Consider the following 21,267-nt stretch of genomic DNA (forward strand, 5'->3'; position numbering starts at 1 on the left):
ATCGCCGCTAGACCTGGTCCCGGCAGGACGGGAAGCGAGGCGCAACAGGAGGGAGTCCGGCCGTGGAACGACACCGTGCGGCCCTGGCCGCGGCCTGTGCGGCCGCCGCCGTACTGGCCCTGGGCGGCTGCGGCCCGGCTCGCGGCGGGGAGCCGGCGGCCCCGGCCCCGGGCGTCCGCGAACCGGGCGCAGCCGAGCAGCGGGTGCTGGCGCGGGCCGAGCAGGTCCTGATCGGCCGGTGCATGGGCGAGCGGGGGTTCGCGTACGCCGTCACGGAACCCCCCGACCCGCAGGCCGAGGGGGCGCGCTCCTTCCCGTACGGGATCGACGACGTGGCCTGGGCGCGGGCGCACGGCTACGGCGGCGCCGAGGAGCGCCGGGCGGAGCAGGCCCGCCGGGACGACCCGAACCAGCGGTACTTCCGGCAGTTGTCGCCCGACCGGCGCGCGGCCGCCCGCACCGCGCTGATGGGCCCCTCCCCGGAGGGGCTGACGGCGGAGGCGCCCACCGGCATGACGATCACCGCGTCCACCCGGGGGTGCACCGCGCAGGCGCAGCGCGCGCTCTACGGCGATCTGGCGGCCTGGTTCCGCGTCAAGGTCGTCACCATGAACCTGCGCCCGGTGCGGGAGGCACGCGTGCGCAAGGACCCGCGGTACGCGGACGCGGTCGCGCAGTGGGCCGCCTGCATGGCGGCGGCGGGCCGGCCCTACCCGACCCCGGACGCCTCCCGGCAGGCTGCCGCCGGCTACCGGGAGGCCCTGCCCCCGGCGGAGGCGGATGCGGCCGAGGCCGGGCTGGCCGTCGTCGAAGCGACCTGTGCGACCGGCACCCCGCTGGCCCGGGTCTCCCGAACCCTGGACCGCGCCTACGGCGAGGAGCTGCGCGCGCAGCACCGGCAGGACCTCGCGCTGAGGTGGCGGCTCCAGCTCGGCGCGCTGCCGAAGGCGCAGCGCGTCACCGGTCGGCAGGCCGGTTCCGGCACGGAGGGCCGGAACCCCGACCGGGACCCATGACCGAACCCGCACGACGACCGAACCCACACCGATGAAGACGACCAGGACGACAACGAGACCTCTGGAGGGTCCCATGCGCACGTTCCACACCCTGATTCCGGTCGGCGCGCTCACCGCTGCGCTGCTGGCCGTACCCGCGACCGCGACCACGGCGGGCGCCGCCGCGGCCGACGCCTCCGGCGTGGCCGCGGACGGCAACTACTGGGTCTGGGAGCACACCAACCGGGGCGGTGCCGCCTGCGGCTGGAGCGGCAACGACGCGGACTGGCGCACCTGCGGGGCCAGCGGCACGTTCGACATGAACGACAAGGCCTCGTCGTGGTGGAACAACGGCTACGCAGGCTCCCTCGGGGACGTCCGCGTCTACGAGGACATCAACTACGGCGGCGCCTCCACCTGTGCCCCGAACGGCTCGGCCGGCAACATCCCGTGGGAGTGGAACGACCGGATCTCCTCCCACAAGTGGGTCACCAACTGCGGCTACTGACCCGCCGGCCCCGGCGCGGGCCGCAGGGCGTACCGGACGGTGCCGTCGGCGGCTCCGGTGCGCTCGAAGCCCGCGCGGAGCAGCACCGCGTGCGAGGGGGCGTTGCCGTCGTCCACCGAGGCGTGCAGTGCGGTCAGGCCGGGCTGCCCGAAGGCCCGGGCCGTCAGGCCGCGCAGCGCCTCGGTGGCGTAGCCGTTGCCCCGCGCCGACGGGACGAGGTCGTAGCCGACCTCCGCGTGCCCGTCGGCGTCGGGGGCGCCGTGGAAGCCGATCCCGCCGACGGCGCGGCGGTCGTGCGTGCGGATGACGGCGTACGGGCCCCACCCCGGGCGGTACGCCCCCTCCGCGTACGCCTTGGCCGTCATGCCGGCGGCGGCCCGGGTGCCCTCGAAGGGCCCGTCGGCGGCCCAGGTGAAGCCGCCGGTGCCGCCGGCGGCGAGGTCGGTGGCCACGTCCGGGGAGATCTCGCAGAGCACGATGCGGTCGCCGGCCGGGACGGGGTCGGCGTACCAGCGCCAGACGGTCTGCCGCGGCAGGCCGGCGAGTTCGGCGCGCCCGGTGGCCCACAGCAGGGTGGGCCAGGCAGCGGCGTCCCCGGCGTCCCGCGGAACGTGCGGGAAGAGCCGGTCCAGGGCGTACGCGCACAGCTCCGGGTCGGGCTCGAAGTCCGGTGTGCCGAGGCCGTCGAGGATGTCGTGCGTGTGCAGGAGGGCCTCGACGACGCCCATCGCGGCGAAGCCGTCGGCATCGGAGGTGCCGTACGGGTGCCAGGCCCGGTCGTCCGGGTCGGCCGCGGAGACGGCGGCGGTCAGCTTGCGGCCGGCGGCCTCGATGGCGTCGACCACGGCGGAGGGCGCGGCGCCGGGGGCGGTGTAGCGCTCGATCGGCGCGAACCCGTCGGCCAGGCGCTCGGAGATCCGGGTGGCGTACACGACGAAGTCGTTCACGACGTGGACGGCCGTCTCGTGGCAGCTCCACTCCAGGCCGGCCGCCGGCGCCGACCAGTCGAGGTGTGCTGCGGCGCGCAGGGCCTGCACGGTGAGGGAAACGGCTCGGTCGATGGCGTGGGTACCCGTGATCGTCATGGGCCGAACCCTAGGATGCGGCACGGGCCCTGGCCAGGGGATTTCGGGCGGTTCCGGGCCGGGTGCCCGGCAGCTGGCGACCGTACGGCGGAAAGAGGCGAAAGTGATGGGCGGTCTGCGCGAGGTCCTGGAGCCGTTCGTGGACGGCGGTGCGGTGCCCGGGGCGGTGGGTCTGGTGGCCCGCGACGGGCGGGTGGAGGCCGCGGCGGTCGGGGCGGCCGATGCGGAGGGGTCCGCGCCGATGGTCCGGGACTCGATCTTCCGGATCGCCTCGCTGACCAAGCCGGTCATCGCCGCGGCGGTGATGATGCTGGCCGAGGAGGGCCGGTTCGCCCTGACCGACCCGGTCGGTCCGTGGCTGCCGGAGCTCGCCTCGCCGGTCGTGGTCCGCACGCCGGACTCCCCGGTCGACGACGTGGTGCCCGCGGCCCGCCCCATCACGGTGGCCGACCTGCTCACGTTCCGGGCGGGCATCGGGTTCCCGGAGGACTTCGCGCTGCCCGCGGTGGCCCTGCTGCGGACCGAGCTGAAGCAGGGGCCGCCGCAGCCGCAGCACGTCGCGGCGCCGGAGGCCTGGATGAAGGCGCTGTCGCGCATTCCGCTGCTCCACCAGCCGGGCGAGGCCTGGCTGTACAACACGTGCTCGGACATCCTCGGCGTCTTCATCGCCCGGGTGTCGGGGAGCTCCCTGCCCGTGTTCCTCGAGGAGCGGATCTTCGAGCCGCTGGGCATGGCCGACACGGGGTTCGCGGTGCCGGCCGCCGATCTGGGGCGGTTCACCTCGTACTACCGGGCCGTCCCCGCCGGCGGGGACGGAGCCGGGGCCGGCGGCGGGGCGGGCGCGGGCCGGGGGCTGGGGCTGGTGGACGCGCCGGACGGGCAGTGGAGCGTCCCGCCGGCCTTCCCCTCCGGGGCCGGCGGGCTGGTCTCGACGGCCGACGACCTGTACGCCTTCCACCGGATGCTGCTGGCCGGGGGCGCCCTGCCGGGCGAGCGGGGCAGGCTGCTGGCGGAGGACTCGGTGCGGCGGATGACCACGGACTGGCTGACGCCCGACCAGCGGGCGGGGGCCGAGCTGTTCCTGGAGGGGCAGGGCTGGGGGTTCGGCGGCTCGGTGGACGTGGAGGTCCGCGATCCGTGGAACGTGCCGGGGCGCTACGGCTGGATGGGCGGCACCGGGACGGCGGCCCACATCACCCCGTCCACCGGGTCGGTGGCCGTCCTGCTCACGCAGGTGGAGCTGGCCGGCCCGACCGCGCCCGGGGTGATGCGGGCGTTCTGGAGGTACGCGGCGGGGGTCTGAGCCCGCCCGCGCCGTCCGCTCCCTCCCCGCTACAGGCGGACGTTCCAGTCGACGGTGGAGCGCAGGCTGCGGGCGATCTGCGGGTCGCGGACCGCGTCGGTGCGGTCCTCGACGGCCACCGAGAGCCTGTGGGTGCGCAGGTCGAGCAGCCACAGCTCGGCCACGGCGACCTCGGTCCGGCCGGCGAACCGCTTCAGCTCCCGGCCGTCGAGGTACCAGCGGACGTCCAGCTGCCGCCCGTCCGGGGCGGCGAGCCGGGGCACGGACACCTTCGCCGTGTGCGGCAGGCGCAGGGTGCGGGTGGTCGGGGTGAGCGCCGTGGCGGGCCGGGCGTGCTGGTAGAAGCCGGCGATCATGGCCTCGGCTCCGGGCAGGTTGAAGGGCTTGCCGAGCACCCGCATGATCGAGTTGTCGGTGGGCCGGTAGAGGCCCGTGACGTAGTAGCCGCCGCCCTCGTACGCGCCGACGGTGCCGCCGTCGGGCGAGGGGGCGCCGAGCCAGCGGTACCACTTGCTGCGCCCGGCGGCCATCCGGTCCGCGGTCAGCGTGGAGCTGTTGGACTCTCCCGGCTCGGCGCCCTCGTACTTCTCGTATCCCGGGGTGTCCGGGTAGAAGTACTCGTCGGCGAGCTTGCCGAGGGAGTGGCCGGTCTCGTGGATGGCGACCTGGCCGGACTTGGCGTTGCCGGCGGAGGCGGTGGAGATGCCCTCGTAGCCGAGGGTGGTGCTCTTCTCGTTGTAGCCGGCGCCGCCGTACTTGGTGCTGTTGGCGAGGACCAGGACGAGGTCGGCGGCCGGTGCCTTCGCCACGTACGCGTCGACCTTCGGCTGGTCGATGCAGAGCAGCCGCTCGATGTCCTCGCACCAGAAGGAGGAGCCGAGGGCGGTGTCGCGGACGGTGTCGCGGGACGGGTCGCCGGTGACGCCGGAGTCGTGCGAGACGGCGTCCACGGTCCAGACGTTGAACAGGCCGCGGTACGTGGAGTAGGGCTCGACGGCGGCGATCTCGGCCCATTTGGCCTTGGCATCGGCGTGGAAGCGGTCCAGTTCGGCGGCGGTGTAGCCGTCGCCGACGACGACGATGTCCAGGCGGTCGGCGGTCGGGCCGTTGTCGACGAGCTTGGTGACCCGGCCGTCGGCGGAGCGCTCGGCTTCCGACAGGCGGGCGCCCGTCTTGGCGCGGCCTCCGGTCGCGCGGACCCGGGTGTGGCCGGATCCGGCGGCGGACCCGTCCTGCGGGCCGGGTATCTCCACGAGCGGCCCGCTCCCTGCGGCTGCCGAGGACGCGGCCGGGGCGGGTACGGGTGCCGGTGCGGCGGTCGCTCCGACGGGGCCGGCGGCCAGCAGCAGCGCGGTCGCGCCGGCCGCGGCGAGGGCCGCGCGCAGGGCGGTGCGGACGGCTGAGTCCATGAAGTCATCCCCCGGAAAAGGAAGTTAAGCGGTCGGATAAGCGGATTGAACCGGCTGCTTAACGTAGGGGGCGTCCGGGGCGTGCGCAATGGGCTGCCGCCCCTGAATACTGGGCCGTCGGAACCACCAGGGGGTCTGCATGGACGAACCGGCCGAGATCGGCCGCAGAGTTGCCCGCATCCGCGCCGAACGCGGGCTGACGCAGCGGGCGTTGGCGCAGCCCGCCTACACCTCCGCCTACGTCTCGACCCTGGAGGCGGGCAAGGTCCGCCCCTCCGAGACCGCCTTGCGCTTCCTCGCGGGGCGCCTCGGCGTCTCGTACGAGGAGCTCGCCACCGGGCGCCCGGCCCACCTGGCCACCGAGCTCAGGCTCGCGCTCACCGATGCCCAGCAGGCGCTCGCCACCGGGGACGCCGCCGAGGCCGCCGGCCGCTACCGCCGGCTGCTGTCCGACGCACGGGAGCTCGCCCTGGTGCCCGAGCAGGCGGAGGCGCTGCTCGGGCTCGGCGACTGCGCGCTGGAGTCGGGCGAACTGGCGGCCGCGATCGGCCACTTCGAGGAGGCCGAGCGGCTGCTCGCGGACGAGCCGCTGCCCCGGCGCGCCCGGCCCGTCCGCGGCCGCGCCGTCGCCCACTTGCTCGCCGGGGAGCTGCGGTACGCCTGCTACCTGCTGGAATCCGCCATCGACGAGCTGAACGCGAGCGGGCTCGCCGACCCCGAGGCCCTGGTGCTGCTCTACGCCGCGGTGATCGGGCCGTACATCGACATGGGCGCGCACGCCCGCGCCGCCCACGCCGCCGAGCTCGCCTTGGCGCTGGCCCCGCAGGTCGACGACCCGGCCCTGGTGGCGGGGATGCACCGGCAGGTGGCGCGCACCTTCCTCGCGGCGGGGCGCCCCGCCGACGCCGACGCCTCACTGGCCAAGGCCCAGGCGATCTACCGGCAGCTGCGGCTGCGGACCGACCTGGCGCACTGCCACTGGATGCGGGGCTACGTACAGGCGCAGAACGGCGAACTGGCGGTGGCCGAGGCGGAGCTGCGCAAGGCCCGGGACATGCTGGCGGCCCGGCGGGCCGTCCTGTACACGGCCCAGGTGGAGGTCGAGCTGGCGGACGTGCTGCGGCGGCTGGGACGGGGCGCGGAGGCGGCGGAGCTGCTGGCGGGGCTGCTGGAACTGGGCGACAGCCACGGGGCCGTGCACGCGGGCGGCGCGCACCGGCTGCTGGGGCTGATGGCGGAGGAGCGCGGGGACGCGGCTGCGGCCGAGCGGCACTACCGGCAGGCGCTGGCGCTGCTGGAGCGCAGCGGGGCCAGCGGGGACCTGGCCGACCTGTGCCGGCTGCTGGGCGACCTGCTGCGGCGCACCGGCCGGACGGAGGCGGCGCTCGACGCGTACCGGACCGGGCTGGGGCACCGCGCGGCCCCGGGGACGACCACGCTGGGCCCGGCGCCGGCGGGCCCGCCGGCCGTGCTCGGGGGCGGGCCGGTCCGGCCGGGGTGAAGGGTCCCGGCCCGGGGCGGGCGCCGTCGGGGCGGGATCAGAGGCCTTCGGCGCCGGGGCGGGTGCCGTCGGGGCCGGGTCAGGTGCCGTCGGGCTTGTCCTGGTCCGCGCTGGTGCGGGCGCGGGCCCCGGTGCGGGTGCGGCCCGCCGTCTGGGCGCGCTGGGGGTGCCGGCGTACGTACTCGTGCTCCAGCTCGTTCATCCGCTGCGTGTGGGTGACCAGCGCATCGTCCGACCCGTGAAGCAGGGTCTCGTGGCGGGTGCGGTGGATGGCCTCGAGCTCCTTGAGCAGCCTGCCTTCCTCCAGCTCCCGTGCCGACGGACCGCCGTCGTGCTCCGCCATGTCCGCTCTCCCTCCTCCTCGCCCGCGTCGAACGGGCCCGTTCTCCATCATCCCCTTCGCGCGGCCTTTCGGCCGGATGAGCCGTCCCGAGGGAGCGGGACGGTCGAGTAGACACTGTCTACGCGCTCCTGGTACACATGCTCCATGGATCATGAACGTCCGCTGCGGGAACGGCTGGTCGACGTCGGCGTGGAGCTCGTCCTGACCGAGGGCGCCGGTGCGGTGGGGCTGAGGGAGATCGCCCGCCGGGCGGGGGTCTCCCACGGCGCGCCCCGCCGCTGGTTCCCCACCCACCACGCCCTGCTCTCGGCGATCGCCCGCCGCGGCTTCGCGGACCTCGCCGGCCGGTTCACGGCCGCGACCGCGGACACCGGGTCGGGGCCCGCGTCGCCGCGCGAGCAGGTGCGCGCCCTCGCCTGCGCCTACGTGGGCTATGCGCTGGAGCACCGCGGCATGTTCGAGCTGATGTTCCGCCACGACCTGCTGGACGGCACCGGCCGTGCGGACACCGGGCAGCCGCAGCTGCGCGCCACCACGCAGCCGCTGTTCCGGCTGCTGGTGTCCCTGGTGTCGCGGTGCCGGGAAGCCGGGGGCGACCACCCTGAGGACGAGGGCAACGGGGAGAACGGGGCGGCCGAGGTCACCGCGGCGGCGCTGTGGGCGGGGCTGCACGGCACGGCCCTGCTGTGGGGGTGGGGCAGTCTGCCGCTGGCCCTCGGCGACGGCCGCGAGGAGCTCGTCGGGCGGATCGTCGATGCGGTGCTCGACGCCCACCTCGGTCGGGCGGCGGACGCGTGAAGCACCGGATCGTCCTGCTCGTCAGCGTCGGCGGCGCCACGCTGGTCGCCCTCGACGGCACCGTGCTCAGCGTGGCCCAGCCCCGAATGGCCGGGGAGCTCGGGGCGGACGTGGCACAGGTGCAGTGGACCAGCACCGCCTATCTGCTGTGCGTGGCCGCGTTCCTCGTGACGGCCGGGCGTCTCGGCGACCGGTACGGGCACACCCGGCTGTTCGCCACCGGCGTCCTCGGCTTCGCCGCGGCCTCGGCGGGGATCGCGCTCGCGCCCGGGATGGGCTGGGTGATCGCCCTGCGGGCGGCGCAGGGGGTCTTCGGCGCGCTGCTCCAGCCGGCGACGCTGGCGCTGCTGCGGCTGGCGTATCCGGCCGACCGGCTGGCCGGGGCGGTGGCCGTGCGGACCGGCGCCATCGGGGCGGCCGCGGCGGCCGGGCCGCTGGTCGGCGGACTGCTGGTCGCGCAGGCGGGCTGGCGGTCCGTGTTCGTGCTCAACGTGCCGATCGCCCTGGCGCTCGCCGCGCTCGCGCTGGCCGTACGGGTCCCGGCCGCCGACCGGACCGCGGGCGGCGGGGGCGGCGGCGCCCGCACCGCAGCGGGACGACCGGAGCTCGCCGGCGCGGCCCTGCTGGCGGCGGCCCTGGCCGTCCTCGTCCACGCGCTGGCCGGCGTACCGGCGCACGGCTGGGGCTCGGCGCGGACCGTGCTGGGGCTCGCCGCGGCCGCGGGCCTCGCGCTGCTGCTCGTACGGGTCGAACGGCGCTCCGCGGCGCCCCTGGTACCGGCCGCGGTGGCGCGGTCCGTGCCGGTCTCGGCGTCGATGACGCTGCTGTTGTGCGTCTCCGGCGGCATGTTCGGGGCGCTGTTCACGGCGACGTTCCTGCTCCAGCAGCGGCGGGGGCTCGACCCGCTGGAAACCGGCCTGCTGGTGTTGCCGCTCACCGCGTGCATGGTCGCGGGCGCACCGGTGGCGGGACGGCTGCTGGGGCGCCACGGGCCGCGGCGCACCGCGCTCGGCGGCACCGCCCTCGTCCTCGCCGGTGTCGCGGGGCTGCAGGCCTGGTCCGGGCCGTGGGTCACGGTGGCCTTCGCGGTGCTCGGCGCGGGGTTCGCCGCCGTCATGGTGACCGCCACCGGGACGGTCGTCGGGGACGCCCCGCCCGGCTGCGCCGGGGTGGTCGGCGGGCTCAAGCAGACCGCGATGAACGTGGGGCCGACGCTCGGCATCGCCGTCGCCGTGGGCGCCGGGAACGGGCCGGGGGCCCTGCTCGGGCCGGCCCTCCTGGCTGCGGCGGGCCTGCTCGCGGCCTCAGCCCTGCCGCGCGGCGCGCGCCGTGCAGCTGCGAGCGACGTCGTCGGCGAAGACCCGGGCCAGCGGCGCGAGGGCCGCCCAGCGGCGGACGGCCCAGCCGACCGCGAGGGGCGGCAGGGCGGGGATGGGGACGAGGCGCAGCGGGCCGCCGGTTCCGGGTACCTGCCAGCCGGGCAGGGCGGGCACGACGGCGTGTCCCAGGCCTAGTTCGGCCAGGAGCAGGGCGGTGTCCCAGTCGGCCACGCTGGTGTCGGAGCGCATCGAGAGCCCGGCTGCCGCGAAGGCGGCGTCGAGGTGGGCGCGGGAGGCGGAGTTCTCCGGGAGCCGGATGTGGCGGATGCCGGCCAGGTCGGCGGGGTCGATGCGGTGCCGGGCGGCGAGGGGGTCGTCGGCGCCGACGGCGAGCACCCAGGGCAGCTCCATGACGGGGCGCTGCTCGATGCCGCGCACGGGCCGCCCGATGGTGATCCAGGCGAGGTCGAGGTCGCCGGCGGCGAGGGCGTCGAAGCAGCTGCGGCTGGAGTTCTCGGTCTGGAACTCCAGGCTGACTCCGGGGTGCCGGCGCCGGAAGTCCACGACCGCCTCGGACATGAAGTGCCGTACGGTCGTCGCCCCGGTGGTGATGCGTACGGAGCCGGTGTCGCCGCGGACGAGCTCGTCGAGGCGGCGCAGCGCCCCGTCGAGGCCGGCGATGCCGTCTGCGGCGGCGGCCTGGAGGATGCGGCCGGCCTCGGTGGGGACGACTCCGCGGGCGTGGCGCTCCAGCAGGCCCGTGCCGGTCTGCCGCTCCAGGCGGCGGACGTGCTGGCTGACCGCGGACTGGGTGCAGCCGAGGTCGCGTGCGACGGCGCTGAGGCTGCCCGCCCGGCACACGGCGACGAAGACGCGGAGGTCGTCGAGGGTCATGGGGTCCAAGCTACCGCTTGGATGCGGGTAGGAAATCGGAGGATTGACTTGGGTTTCCGGGTGGACAACGATCAATGCGGGTCCCAGGGCGGCAACCCGTCCCCGTCAGCGCCGTGGTCCGGACCCCGGGCGCCGGCGGTGACGGGTGCCGACCCGCTCACACACGAAATGGAATCCACCGTGGACCGACAGCCGTCCGAAGCTCCGTGCGATCCCCGCGAGTTGCGCGCCCTCGCCCTGCTGCACGGCCTCGGCGCCGAGGACATCGCACACCCGGGCGGCACGCTCCTGGCCCATCTGCGGCGCGTACGGGGCGTGCTCGGAGCCTGGGGTGCCCGGCCCGAGCTGTGCCTGGCGGGACTGTGCCACGCCTTCTACGGCACGGACGGTTTCGCCACCGCCCTGCTTCCGCCCACCGGCCGGGCCCAGTTGGCGGGGGCCATCGGGGACGGGGCCGAGGCGATCGTGTACCTGTACGCCAGTTGCGACCGCGCGTTCTCCCAGCCGTCACTGGCCGACGCCGGGGCGGTGTTCCGCGACCGGTTCACCGGACGCGTCCACTGCCCCGACCTCCGGTCGCGGCGCGACGTCGCCGAGCTGACCGCGGCGAACGAACTGGACCTCGCCCGCCGCGACCCCGCCTTCCGGGCGGCCCACGGCCCCGGTCTGCTCTCCCTGTTCGGCCGCTGGCGGGAGCTGCTCAGCGAGCCGGCCCGGCGGGAGTGCCGGGCCGTGCTCGGCGGTTCCTGAGCCCGGGCGGGTTCAGGGGGCGGTGGCGGCCGGTGGCGGGGCGGCGGCGGGCCGGCCGGTCAGGGTGATCTCGGCGGCGCTGGTCCACAGGCCGCGTCCGCCGGCCTCGGTCAGGGCTCTCAGCCGCAGGTAGCGCCCGCTCTTCGCGGTCAGCGGCACGGAGGTGGCGGCGGCGGTGTCCGCGAAGGTGCCGGTCGCCACCGCAGGCCCCCAGTCGGTGGCGGAGTCGGACACGTAGACCTCGTAGGCGCCGATCCGGCCGTTGACCCCGCCGTCCTGGCGCGGCAGGTGGCCGAGGCCGTCGACCGCGTACCGGGCCCCGAGGTCGATGCGGATCTCGTGCGGGAGCGGGGCCGCGGTCCCGCCGGACCAGGCGGTGTGCCAGTGCGTGGCCGGGTTGCCGTCGAAGGCGTTGGCGGCCGCGCCGTTCTCGGCGGCGGTCTCCTGGCTGTCGGCGGAGAGCAGCTTCCAGGCGGACTGCGGGATCGCTGCGGACGCGGCGGGGACCGGGTCGGCGGCCGGGACGGAGGTGCCGGTGGCGCTGAAGCCGTAGCCGCCCGCCTGCGGGCCCGACTTCACCCACAGGATGCCGCCGCGGTCGGCGGCGTCGAAGTACCAGCCGGTGGCGGCCGCGTCGTAGGCGGCCTTGGAGGTGTGGCGGGCGAGGGCGGCGCCGTCGCCGGCCGTGACCCCGCCGGGCGCGGTGGCCAGGTGGAGGGTGAACTCGTAGGCGCGCGTGGCGGGTTTGCCGCTGTAGCTGCCGGCGGGGGCGCCGACGTCCACGGTGACCGTGCCGGAGCCGGCGGCCGGGGCGGTGACGTCGACCTGCTGGCGGGCGTACGCGCCCGACGCGTGGGCGCGGGTGGTCCCGTCGTCCTCGTACAGGCTGAAGGAGGAGGCGCCGCGCGGGTGGATGTCGTAGGTGAGCGTGGAGACGGGCTTCTCGCCGGTGTGGTTCATCTGCGGCCACATCGGCACGATCGCCCCGCCCTTGACGAAGAGGGGCAGCGTGTCGAGCGGCGCCTTGTAGCCGTTCAGCCAGCCCGGTCCGGCGTACGTCCTGCCGGTCCAGTAGTCCGTCCAGGTCCCGGCGGGCAGGTAGATGCCGTCGCGGACGGAGGTGTCGGAGACGACGGGGGCGACGAGGAAGGAGTCGCCCGCCATGAACTGGCCGCTGGTGAGGTTGCCGCGGGCCACCGGGTCGTCCGGGTACTCCAGGACCAGGGCGCGGGTGCTGGGGACGCCGGTCTCGTGGGCGGTACGGCTCATGGTGTACAGGTACGGCATCAGCCGCATCTTCAGCTGGAGGTACTTGCGGTTGATGGACAGGTACGGTTCGGCGAACCGCCAGGGCTGCTTGTCCTGGTAGCCGGCGGACGGATTGGCCGCGCCCCACCCGGACATGGTCATGAAGGCGGGGGTGAAGGCCTTCCACTGCAGGTCGCGGACGTACGTCTGCGGGCTGCCGCCGAAGATGCCGTCGATGTCGCCGGAGGCGTAGTTGAGGGCGGACAGGCCGGCGCCGGCGACGGCCGGGACGTGCCAGCGCATGTCGTCCCAGGTGCCGTAGGTGTCGCCGGTCCACACGACGGCGTTGCGCTGGGTGCCGGCCCAGCCGTCGACCGTCCACACGAACCGGCGGGCGTCGGAGTTCTTCTCGATGCCGTCCACGGCCTGCTGCACGCCTTGGAAGGCGCTCTTGTAGCCGCCGCCGATCCAGGCCACGTCGGTCTTCACACCGCGGGTGCCGGCCTTCCCCACCTCGTCGGCGATCGAGCCGAGCCCGGTGGAGGTCCACAGGCCGGTCTGGAAGCCCTTCGCCCTGAGCGCGTCGACGGTGGACTTCAGGGGCGCGGTGTAGCCGCAGCCGTAGCCGTCGTTGGGCAGGAACCAGCCAGAGGGCATGTCGTGGGCGCGGGCGTCGTCGGCGTAGCCGACCACGTCGGGCGTGGTCTGGTGGCGCAGTCGGTCGTGGTCGCCCTGGTAGGCGGGGTTGGAGGCGTTGAAGCAGTCGGCGTTGCCCAGTTCCAGGCCCCACATCGGGGCGAGGAACGGCTTGCCGCTGACGTCGGTGTAGGCGTCGAGGACCGATTTGAGGGAGGTGCCGGTGAAGTACCAGGCGTCGAAGCGCTTCTCGTCGTGGGTGAGGGCGCTGGGGGCGTCGAACGCGTAGCTCCCCTTGGCCCAGGTGTTGCGCATGACGCCGTAGCCGTTGGTGGACATGTAGAAGGGGGCCGGGCTGGCGTTGTCGTTCTCGCGCCACCTGTTGTCCACGGCCACCGGGACGGTCAGGCCGCGCAGCGCCCAGGCGCCGAGCCGCAACCCGGTGCCGTAGAACTGCTCGTCGGCGCCGCGGGTGAGGTACTGGGTGGTCCGGGTGGCGGTCCAGGAGGTGGGTTTGCTCTCCTGCCAGACGAGGGTGGCGTTGTCGGCCCGGTAAACGGAGAACTTCAGCGGTGCCTTGTTGACCCGGATGGTCAGGGCTCCGGTGGTGATCCGGTAGTGGGAGCCGGCGTCGGCGGAGGCGGCGGCGACCGGGCCGAAGTCGGTGGTGGCGGCCAGGTCGGTGCCGGCCGGGTCGTCGGTGAAGGAGCCGTCGGGCGAGAGCCAGATCCGGAAGATGTCGGCCCGGGCCACGACCACGCGGGCCTTGGCGCCGCTGGTCGTGGTGACGGTGAAGGTGTTCTGGGACCGGGTGAGCCCGGTGGCGTCGCCCGCGGTGGCGCCGGCCGCGGCCGCGGCGGCCTGGACGGCCATGGGCCCGGCGGCGGACAGCCCCGCCACGGCGAGGGCGCCGGCGACCAGCGCGGCCATGACGGTGCGCAGCCGCCTGCGCGGGCTCCTGCGGAAGGGGATCGGTCTCATGGGCAGCTCCTCGTGCGGTCCGGGACATCGGACACACCGCTTTGGCATGCGCCTGGCAACATAGCGGCCCATGGAGATCAGTTGAAGGAAGCTGCTCGAAATCGGCTTTAACCGAGCAGCTTTGCGCATCAGCGGGGGATCGACCGAGACGGACTGCTCCGCTCGAGGCGACGCGCGTACGAGGCCTGAGCGGCGGCGACCAGCGCGCCCGAGCCAACGATTGACTTCCCCTTGACCAGGTCTTCGTGGGGCCCCGGGCGGGGGGCTGCGGTCCGGGGCGAGCCGTACGAAGTCCGCGGCTGCGAGGCTCTCGGCGACTTGACCGGCAGGTAGTTAGCCACCATATTACTTCTCATGAGCGACGAGGATGCGAACCCCGGCGCTGCACCCACGCTCGAACAGGCGCGGAAGCAGATCGCACGGTACGGGCTTGAGGCCGACCCGCAGGCGGTGCTTGTGGCGGTGCGCCTGATGGCTGCCGGGGCGCGCCTCGACCGGGCGTCCGAAGTGCATTTTGCACGTTCCGGACTGTCGACCGGGCGCTACCGCCTCCTGGTGGATCTCGAGGACAGCGACGGGGAGAAGTCGCCGTCGCAGCTCGCAAAGAGGCTTGGCGTCTCGCGCGCGACAGTGACCGGCCTGGTCGTCGGCCTGGAGCGAGATGGCCTGGTGGCTCGCCGCGCCTCAACGGAGGACGGGCGAGGTGCAGTGGTCGTACTGACGGCGCGCGGCAGCCGGCGGTTGCGGGATATGGCCGCGGACCACTTCGCACGGCTTGAGGCGCTGGTCGGTGGACTGGCCGCCGACGAACGCGGGCTTTTCCTCGACCTCCTGGAGCGGATCACTCAGCGGATCGGCGCATTGACTGCCGAATAGCTGCGGCCTCCTTCCGCGCGAGGCGGCTGCCTCGACCGCGCGGCACCCTTTCCCATACCCCAGTAGTTAGCCGCCTAACCAAATAGTTAGCCAGCTAAGTATTTTCGAGGAGTCACATGAGTCCCCCTCCCGGAACCGCCCGGCGCGGATGCGCCACGCGTCCGTTCACCCTGTGGAAGGAAGTCGCGACCGCCTACCTGGCCCCCGCGCTCACCGCCGGGCTCGGCGGATTCCTCAGCGGGCAGCCCGAACTGACCGGGGCCGCCTTCACCTCCATCGGGGCCACATCGGCCTTGGTGGCTTGCATCGTCGGCACATGGCTCCACCGGCGTGGCCGACCCCGACGCTGGACAGCCTCGGCGCCGCGACCGGTACTCACCCTCGGACTTGCCATGGCAGCGGTCGCAATCGCCGGCCTGGCCGGATGGTTCGGAGCCGACTGGCTGCCGTCGCACGCACCGGTGCCCCATGCCGGATGGCTGGAGCGGCTGCGGATCGACCTGCCGCTGTCGGCCGGCCTGGCCGCCGCCATCGTCACCTGGCGGTGGCACGGCACGACATCCCGGCAACAGGCCTGACCCAGCCCCTCCATCCGATTCGCCAGCCCCCTCCCTCAGGAAAGGCACACTGTGATCACCATCATCGGAGCCACCGGCGCCACCGGCAGCACCCTGCTCCGGCGGCTCATCGAACTCGAAGTCCCCTGCCGCGCCGTCAGCCGTACGCCCGGCAATCTGCGCGCCGCCATCGGCACGAACACGCCAGTCGAGCTCGTCGGTGCGGACGCCGCAGACCCCCAGACGCTCCGCGACGCGTTCGAGGGATCCACGCAACTGTTCCTCGCCATGGCCAACAGCCCGCGTCAAGCCGAGCTGGAGACCAACGTGATAGACGCCGCAGCCCACTGCGGGGTACGGCACGTGGTCAAACTGTCCGCCCCCGCAGCCGAGCCCGCCTCACCGGTGGCCATCTCGCGCAGCCACTGGCGGGTCGAGGAACACCTGGCGACAACCGAAATGACGGCTACGCTGCTCCGGCCCTACGCATTCATGCAAAAGCTCCTCTTGAACGCCCCGGCGATCGCCGAGGGCGTCCTCATCGGGGCCATGCGCGAGGCACCCTGTAACTACATCGACGTCCGAGACATCGCCGACGTCGCCGCCGAGACCCTCCTGCGCCCCAGCCTTGCCGGCGCCACCTACACCCTGACCGGCCCACAGGCCTTCAGCCACCCCGAGCTCGCCCGTCTGATCGGCGAGCTGACCTGCCGCCCCGTTCGCTACATCGACCTGCCACCGAGCGAGTTCCACAGCCATCTCCTGTCCACCGCACACATGCCGCCCTGGCTCGCCGGCCACGTGGTAGAGATCCAGCAACTGGCCATCGCCCGCCCGGAGTCTCCCAACGACACCATCGAGACCATCCTCGGCCGCCCCGCCAGGACACTGCACACCTTCCTCCGCGAACATCTCCATACGTTCACCAAGACCGCCTGACCGGCCGCCCAGCCACCTGCCCCGCCGCCAGGTGCAGGCGGCACGCTCCCCAAACGCCGAGGGCCGTTCTGCTCAGCCGGTGGGCGACGCGGTCAGGCTTCACGACGCCGAGCAGGCGGTCCAGGTCCCCCAGCGGGTGGGCGAGCGGCCGGAGGGAGTCACCGAACGCGGCGGTCTTCCGCCGGGGCGGCCACGATCATCCAGGGCCGCCCGGCGGGGTGATGGCCAGGGCCGGCGGGGCCGGGGAGGTGTGCCGGTGGCCGCACGGCTCGAAGACCAGGCTGACGGGCCGGCCGGACTGCTGGCGCCAGGAGACCCGTTCGGGGGCGCCGTCGCACACGGGACAGCGCGGCAGCGGTCCCGGCTCCGGCTCCGGATCGGTCTCCGGCCGGCACTGCGGGACGGCCGCGAGCGGCGGCCTGGGGCGCGGGTCACGCATGGAGGCTCCCTGGTGCGGCAGCGGTGGCAGTGCTGGCCGGCACTCTGCCACGGACCGGCCCCGGGCGCACCGACGATCTTTCCGGGGCCTCCGGCGGCTCAGGTCCGGCCCTCGCGGGCGGGGACCACCAGGCCGGATTCGTACGCCGCGATCACCGCCTGGGCCCGGTCGCGCACGCCCAGCTTGGCGAACAGGCCCGTGATGTGGTTCTTGACCGTCGAGACGCTGATGTCCAGCTCCTCGGCGACCGCCGTGTTGTCCAGGCCGGCGGCGAGGAGCCGCCAGATCTCCAGCTCGCGCGGCGTGAGACCGCCGGAAGGCCCGGCCGCGGCGGCGGCCGCCGGCCGGTGCGGGGTCGGGGTGCGCACGTACGCGGAGAGCAGCCGGGTGAGCAGCCGCGGCGCCACGGCCGCCTCCCCGGCGTGCACGGTGCGCAGCGCGGCGGTCAGCTCCTCCGGGGAGACGTCCTTGGGCAGGAAGCCCGAGGCGCCGGCGCGCAGGGCGGCGACGACGTACTCGTCCATGTCGAAGGTGCTCAGGGCCAGCACCCGGGCGTCGGGCACCGTCCGGGCGAGTTCGGCGGTGGCACCGACCCCGTCGAGGACCGGCATCCGGATGTCCATGAGCACCACGTCGGGCCGCAGCCGTCCGGCGACGGCGACGGCCTCGGCGCCGTCGCCTGCCTCGCCGACGACCTCGAACGCCGGGTCGGGGGCCAGGATCAGGGCCAGGCCGCGCCGCACCAGCGGCTGGTCGTCGGCGATGAGCACGCGGATCATCGGTGCGCTTCCTCCCGCTCCGCCCCGTCGGCTGCGCATCCGGGAGCCACCGGGATCCGGGCCGCCACGGCGAACCCGCCGCCGTGGAGGGCTCCCGCCTCCAGGGATCCGCCCTGGAGGGCGACGCGCTCGCGCATCCCGATCAGACCGTACCCCGCCCCGGGGCCGGCGACGGAGCGGGCTCCGGCTCCGTCGTCGCGCACCTCGACGCGGACCTCGTCCGGACGGTACGTCAGCAGCACCCGGGCGCGGGCCGGGCCGGCGTGCTTGCGGGCGTTGGTCAGGCCCTCCTGGACGATGCGGAACACCGCCAGGCCCACGCTCGGCGGCAGCGGGCGCTGGGGCCCCTCCACCGTGAGTTCGGTGTCCATCCCGGCGAGCCGGGACTCCTCGACGATCCGGCCGAGGTCCGCGGTCCCGGGCTGCGGCGCGGGCGGGGCCTGCTCCGGCTCCTCCCCCGCCCGCAGCACGTCGAGGAGCCGGCGCATCTCGTCCAGCGCCGTGCGGCCGGATTCCTCCAGGGTGACCAGGGCCTCGCGGGCGGTGTCGGGGCTGTGGGTCAGGTTGGCGCGGGCACCGCCGGCCATCAGCTGCATGGCGGTGATGTGGTGGGCCACGATGTCGTGCAGCTCGCGGGCGATCCGGCGGCGCTCCTCGGCCACGGCCCGTTCGGCGAGCAGGATCCGGTTGGCCTCGGCCTCGTCGTGCCAGCGGCGTACGAGCCGGCCGGCTCCGGCGCTGAGGAGGGCCGCCATCGCGTTGCCGAGCAGGCTCCAGGCCCACACGGAGGCGTCGGCGGCGACGTCATGGCCCAGCAGGGACAGCGGCCCCGTCGCGGCGGTGGCCGTCGCTGCGACCCGGGGGCCGGCGAACCGGGCCACGGAGTACAGGGCGACGGCCGGGGCGGCGCCGAAGTGCGGGACGGGCCGCGTCGCGAGGTTCAGCACCGCGCCGAGGGCCAGGACGGCGGCGAGCACGGCCACGGGGTGGCGGCGTCGGAGCAGGAGGCAGAGGGCGGCCAGGACCAGCAGGCCCAGCGCGGGCAGGGTCAGCGGGCGGCCCTGGTCCGTGGCCCCGAACGAGTAGGCGGTGAGGTCGACGGCGGCCGCACCGACGACCACCAGCGCGTCGGTCCGGCTCCAGGCGGGCGCACCGGGCTCGGTCCCGGTCCCGGCCCTGCTGCCGCCCCCGGTGCGGGAGCCCGCCTCCGTCGAAGTGGCGGCGCCCTGCGCGGCGTTGCGTATCCGGTTCTGGCGCGTGCTGGGCATGCCCGCGGGTCCCCTCCCTCGTCTCCGACCCGCCGGATGCCTCGCCCGGGCCGGGTACGGCACCCATTCTCCCAGCGCCCCGCCGGCGCGCCGCCGGGCCCGCAGGCGGAGCCGGAACCAGGACCCCGGTCCCGGTCGGCGGCCCGGGCCGGCCCCCGGTCCCGGGTGCGGATCCTCCCGCGCCCCGACGCCCGGGGGCGCGGCGGGTGATGGGCTGGAGGGAACCGGGGAGCCGGGGTGCCCCGGCCCCTGATCCACCACCGGCGGCCCCGGCCCGCGACCTGCAAGGAGCCCCCGTGATCCGCGCATTGACCGGCTTCGCGACCCGGAATCCCTGGAGGGTCATCGCCCTCTGGACGGTGCTGGGCCTCGCCCTGACCGTCCTCGGCCAGGCCCTCGTCTTCCGCGCCACACAGCCGAGCACCGGCGCGTTCCTGCCGCCCTCGTACGACGCGGCGGCCGCACTGGAGATCGCCGAAAAGCACTTCGGCGCGGCGCCGGACGCCAACCCGCTGACGGTGCTGGTGGCCCGTACGGACGGCGCACCGCTGTCGGCCGCCGACGAGCGGCGGATCGACGCCGAGGCCGCGCAACTCGCCCGGCACCGGGTCGAGATGCCCGCGCCGAAGGACACCCCGCCCCTGTTCGCCCTGGACCACTCGCAGGTCCCCGGGGCGGGCCCGGCCACGACGGCGCCCGACCGCAGCTTCCGGCTGCTCTCCTTCGCGCTGACCGGCAATCCCACGGACCCCGGCCTGCAGGACACCTACCGTGCCTTCCGCGACCACACGCGGGCGGTGTTCCGGGAGGCGGGGATGCGGACCGGGTTCACCGGCGCCCTGGCGGACGCCGTCGACACCGCTGAGGCCGAGCGGACCCGGTCGATGGTGGTCGGGCTCGTCATGGTCGGGTTGATCGTGCTGCTGCACGTCCTGGTGTTCCGCAGCCTGCTCGCGGCGCTCCTGCCGCTGCTCGCGGTGTCGGTCATCGGCGGCGCGGCCGCCGGCCTGGTCGTCGCCGCGGCGCTGCTGACCGGCACGGGTCTCGCCCCGTCCACGCCGGGGCTGATCAGCGTGGTCCTGGTCGGCATCGGCATCGACTACTTCCTGTTCCTGCTGTTCCGCTTCCGCGAACGGCTGCGGGCGCACCCGGGCGAGTCGGGGCGGGCCGCGGCCGCCGAGGTCGCGGGCCGGGTGGGGACGGCGATCACCTCGGCGGCGCTCACCATCGTCGCGGCGTTCGCCACCCTCGGGGTGGCCTCGTTCGGCCAGTTCCGGGTGCTGGGGCCGGCCGTCGCCGTCTCCGTCCTCGTGATGCTGGCCGGCAGCCTGACCCTGATGCCGGCGCTCCTCGCCGTCTGCGGGCGGCGGATGTTCTGGCCCTCGCGCGCCCTGGATCGGCAGGCCCCGGCCGGGGCGGCCGCGCGGATCGGCGCACTCGCGGCCCGGCGACCGCTGGCCCTGGTCCTGGCCTGTACGGCCCTGCTGGGCGCGCTGTCCGCCGGGCTCGTCGGGATCCGGATGGACTACGGGCAGGCCGGAGCCGGCGGGGAGCGGACCGCCGCGGCCCGTACGGCGGAGGAGGTCGCGCGTGCCCTGCCCGCCGGCGTGTCCGACCCGACCACGGTGTTCGTCACCGCCTCCGACGGCGGCCCGCTCCCCGCGGGGCGGCTGGACGGGCTCGCCACGGCGCTGGCCGGGGTACGCGGTGTGGGCCAGGTCGCCCCGCCGGTGTTCAGCGAGGACGGCAGGGCGGGCCGGATCGACCTGTTCCTGGCCGTCGACCCGCAGGGGCGGCAGGCCCGCGAGCTGGTCTCCGGGCCGGTCCGCGCCACGGTGGCCGCGCACCGGCCCGACGGAACCGAGGCCCACGTCGGGGGCAGCGCCGCGCTGTTCGCCGACGTCTCCACCGCCGTCGGCGAGGACCTGCGGGTGGTCTTCCCCGTGGCGGCGGCGCTGATCGCGCTGATCCTGTGCGTGCTGCTGCGCAGTCTGCTCGCTCCGGCGGTGCTCATGCTCGCCGTCGGGCTCGGCTTCGCCGCGACGCTGGGCGCCTCCACCCTGGTGTTCCAGCACGCGGCGGACCGGCCGGGCGTGGACTTCACGCTCCCGCTGGTGCTGTTCCTCTTCGTGGTCGCGCTGGGCACCGACTACAACATCCTGGTCGCCGACCGGATCCGGGAGGAGATGGACCGCCCCGGCCCGGCCCGTGCGGCCGTCGCCCGCGCCGTCCGGCACACCGCGCCCGCCATCGCCGCGGCCGGCCTGGTGCTGGCGGCGTCCTTCGCGAGCCTGGCCGTGAACCCGGCCCCGTCCACGCAGCAGACCGGCTTCGCGACGGCGCTCGGGATCCTGCTCTCCGCGTTCGTCCTGTCGATCACCCTGGTCCCGGCCCTGTCGGCCCTCCTCGGCCGCGCCCTGTGGTGGCCCCTGCGGCCGGCCCGCCCCGCCCCCGCGACCGCTGGGCAGGCCTGCGCCGAGTCCGAGGCCCCTGCCCTGACCGGCTGAGCGGCTGACCGGCTGAGCCGCTGACCGCGGCGGGGGGGCGCGGCCGGGCCTGCGTACGGAATCGAGATCCACGGCGGCCCCGGTGCGGTCGGCGGCGTGCGGCGCGTCCCCCGCCACGGCGGTGCGGCCGTG

At 75.1% G+C, this 21,267-nt stretch carries 18 protein-coding genes and 1 pseudogene; 11 read left to right on the forward strand and 8 right to left on the reverse strand.

Annotated elements, in window-relative coordinates; all coding sequences use genetic code 11:
* Positions 1 to 62 precede the first annotated feature (62 nt).
* On the forward strand, positions 63 to 1,016 hold the full coding sequence (locus AB0953_RS26560; protein WP_366862079.1) for a hypothetical protein: 954 nt from the start codon (positions 63 to 65) through the stop codon (positions 1,014 to 1,016).
* Positions 1,017 to 1,089: 73 nt separating this feature from the next.
* Entirely contained in the window at positions 1,090 to 1,503 is a 414-nt protein-coding gene (locus AB0953_RS26565) for a peptidase inhibitor family I36 protein (RefSeq protein WP_366862080.1), read from the forward strand.
* On the opposite strand, the gene AB0953_RS26570 is transcribed toward AB0953_RS26565, so the two are convergent.
* Positions 1,497 to 2,588: a GNAT family protein gene (locus AB0953_RS26570; RefSeq protein ID WP_366862081.1), complete on the reverse strand. Its 1,092-nt coding sequence runs from the start codon at positions 2,586 to 2,588 to the stop codon at positions 1,497 to 1,499. The genes AB0953_RS26565 and AB0953_RS26570 overlap by 7 nt on opposite strands.
* A gap of 106 nt (positions 2,589 to 2,694) precedes the next feature.
* On the opposite strand from AB0953_RS26570, the gene AB0953_RS26575 reads away from it, so the two are divergent.
* Positions 2,695 to 3,891, forward strand: coding sequence for a serine hydrolase domain-containing protein (locus AB0953_RS26575; protein ID WP_366862082.1), 1,197 nt, complete (start codon positions 2,695 to 2,697; stop codon positions 3,889 to 3,891).
* A 29-nt stretch (positions 3,892 to 3,920) separates the two neighbouring features.
* Here AB0953_RS26575 and AB0953_RS26580 read toward each other — a convergent pair whose 3' ends face one another.
* The gene (locus AB0953_RS26580; protein WP_366862083.1) at positions 3,921 to 5,300 is read right to left on the reverse strand and encodes a M64 family metallopeptidase; all 1,380 of its coding nucleotides are present in this window, start codon (positions 5,298 to 5,300) and stop codon (positions 3,921 to 3,923) included.
* 139 nt (positions 5,301 to 5,439) lie between these two features.
* On the opposite strand from AB0953_RS26580, the gene AB0953_RS26585 reads away from it, so the two are divergent.
* Complete coding sequence (locus AB0953_RS26585) at positions 5,440 to 6,801, forward strand: tetratricopeptide repeat protein (RefSeq protein WP_366862084.1); 1,362 nt, start codon at positions 5,440 to 5,442, stop codon at positions 6,799 to 6,801.
* 79 nt (positions 6,802 to 6,880) lie between these two features.
* On the opposite strand, the gene AB0953_RS26590 is transcribed toward AB0953_RS26585, so the two are convergent.
* Complete coding sequence (locus AB0953_RS26590) at positions 6,881 to 7,144, reverse strand: DUF6158 family protein (RefSeq protein ID WP_366862085.1); 264 nt, start codon at positions 7,142 to 7,144, stop codon at positions 6,881 to 6,883.
* Between the two features lie 144 nt (positions 7,145 to 7,288).
* Here AB0953_RS26590 and AB0953_RS26595 point away from each other — a divergent pair, with 144 nt between their 5' ends.
* Both AB0953_RS26595 and AB0953_RS26600 read left to right on the forward strand, forming a co-directional pair.
* Positions 7,289 to 7,942 carry a TetR/AcrR family transcriptional regulator gene (locus AB0953_RS26595; protein WP_366862086.1) on the forward strand — a complete coding sequence of 218 codons (654 nt, stop codon included), beginning with the start codon at positions 7,289 to 7,291 and terminating at the stop codon, positions 7,940 to 7,942.
* Positions 7,939 to 9,264 (forward strand): annotated as a pseudogene (locus tag AB0953_RS26600) (MFS transporter); the annotation flags it as partial. The gene AB0953_RS26595 and the pseudogene AB0953_RS26600, both read left to right, overlap by 4 nt.
* On the opposite strand, the gene AB0953_RS26605 reads toward AB0953_RS26600, so the two are convergent.
* The gene (locus AB0953_RS26605; protein ID WP_366862087.1) at positions 9,247 to 10,155 is read right to left on the reverse strand and encodes a LysR family transcriptional regulator; all 909 of its coding nucleotides are present in this window, start codon (positions 10,153 to 10,155) and stop codon (positions 9,247 to 9,249) included. The pseudogene AB0953_RS26600 and the gene AB0953_RS26605 overlap by 18 nt on opposite strands.
* A gap of 180 nt (positions 10,156 to 10,335) precedes the next feature.
* Between AB0953_RS26605 and AB0953_RS26610 the strand changes: the two genes are divergently transcribed.
* Positions 10,336 to 10,905 (forward strand): DUF6817 domain-containing protein, encoded by a 570-nt coding sequence (locus tag AB0953_RS26610; protein ID WP_366862088.1) that lies wholly within the window; start codon positions 10,336 to 10,338, stop codon positions 10,903 to 10,905.
* A 12-nt stretch (positions 10,906 to 10,917) separates the two neighbouring features.
* Here AB0953_RS26610 and AB0953_RS26615 read toward each other — a convergent pair whose 3' ends face one another.
* Positions 10,918 to 13,770: a TIM-barrel domain-containing protein gene (locus tag AB0953_RS26615; RefSeq protein ID WP_366862089.1), complete on the reverse strand. Its 2,853-nt coding sequence runs from the start codon at positions 13,768 to 13,770 to the stop codon at positions 10,918 to 10,920.
* Between the two features lie 354 nt (positions 13,771 to 14,124).
* Between AB0953_RS26615 and AB0953_RS26620 the strand changes: the two genes are divergently transcribed.
* From AB0953_RS26620 to AB0953_RS26630, 3 genes are all read left to right on the forward strand, one after another.
* Positions 14,125 to 14,646 carry a MarR family transcriptional regulator gene (locus AB0953_RS26620; protein WP_366862090.1) on the forward strand — a complete coding sequence of 174 codons (522 nt, stop codon included), beginning with the start codon at positions 14,125 to 14,127 and terminating at the stop codon, positions 14,644 to 14,646.
* 392 nt (positions 14,647 to 15,038) lie between these two features.
* Complete coding sequence (locus AB0953_RS26625) at positions 15,039 to 15,224, forward strand: hypothetical protein (protein WP_366862091.1); 186 nt, start codon at positions 15,039 to 15,041, stop codon at positions 15,222 to 15,224.
* Positions 15,225 to 15,275: 51 nt separating this feature from the next.
* Positions 15,276 to 16,142 carry an NmrA family NAD(P)-binding protein gene (locus AB0953_RS26630; RefSeq protein ID WP_366862092.1) on the forward strand — a complete coding sequence of 289 codons (867 nt, stop codon included), beginning with the start codon at positions 15,276 to 15,278 and terminating at the stop codon, positions 16,140 to 16,142.
* Positions 16,143 to 16,338: 196 nt separating this feature from the next.
* Here the strand turns inward: AB0953_RS26630 and AB0953_RS26635 are convergent, their stop codons facing one another.
* The 3 genes from AB0953_RS26635 to AB0953_RS26645 form a co-directional block, all read right to left on the reverse strand.
* Positions 16,339 to 16,581, reverse strand: a complete 243-nt coding sequence (locus AB0953_RS26635; protein WP_366862093.1) for a hypothetical protein — start codon at positions 16,579 to 16,581, stop codon at positions 16,339 to 16,341.
* A 98-nt stretch (positions 16,582 to 16,679) separates the two neighbouring features.
* Positions 16,680 to 17,360 (reverse strand): response regulator transcription factor, encoded by a 681-nt coding sequence (locus AB0953_RS26640; protein WP_366862094.1) that lies wholly within the window; start codon positions 17,358 to 17,360, stop codon positions 16,680 to 16,682.
* Positions 17,357 to 18,628, reverse strand: coding sequence for a sensor histidine kinase (locus AB0953_RS26645; protein ID WP_366862095.1), 1,272 nt, complete (start codon positions 18,626 to 18,628; stop codon positions 17,357 to 17,359). The genes AB0953_RS26640 and AB0953_RS26645 overlap by 4 nt, the downstream gene beginning before the upstream one ends.
* 296 nt (positions 18,629 to 18,924) lie before the next feature.
* Between AB0953_RS26645 and AB0953_RS26650 the strand changes: the two genes are divergently transcribed.
* Positions 18,925 to 21,135 (forward strand): MMPL family transporter, encoded by a 2,211-nt coding sequence (locus AB0953_RS26650; RefSeq protein ID WP_366862096.1) that lies wholly within the window; start codon positions 18,925 to 18,927, stop codon positions 21,133 to 21,135.
* Positions 21,136 to 21,267: the final 132 nt, after the last annotated feature.

This window comes from Streptomyces sp. NPDC046866 (assembly GCF_040704625.1).
Lineage (GTDB): Bacteria > Actinomycetota > Actinomycetes > Streptomycetales > Streptomycetaceae > Streptomyces.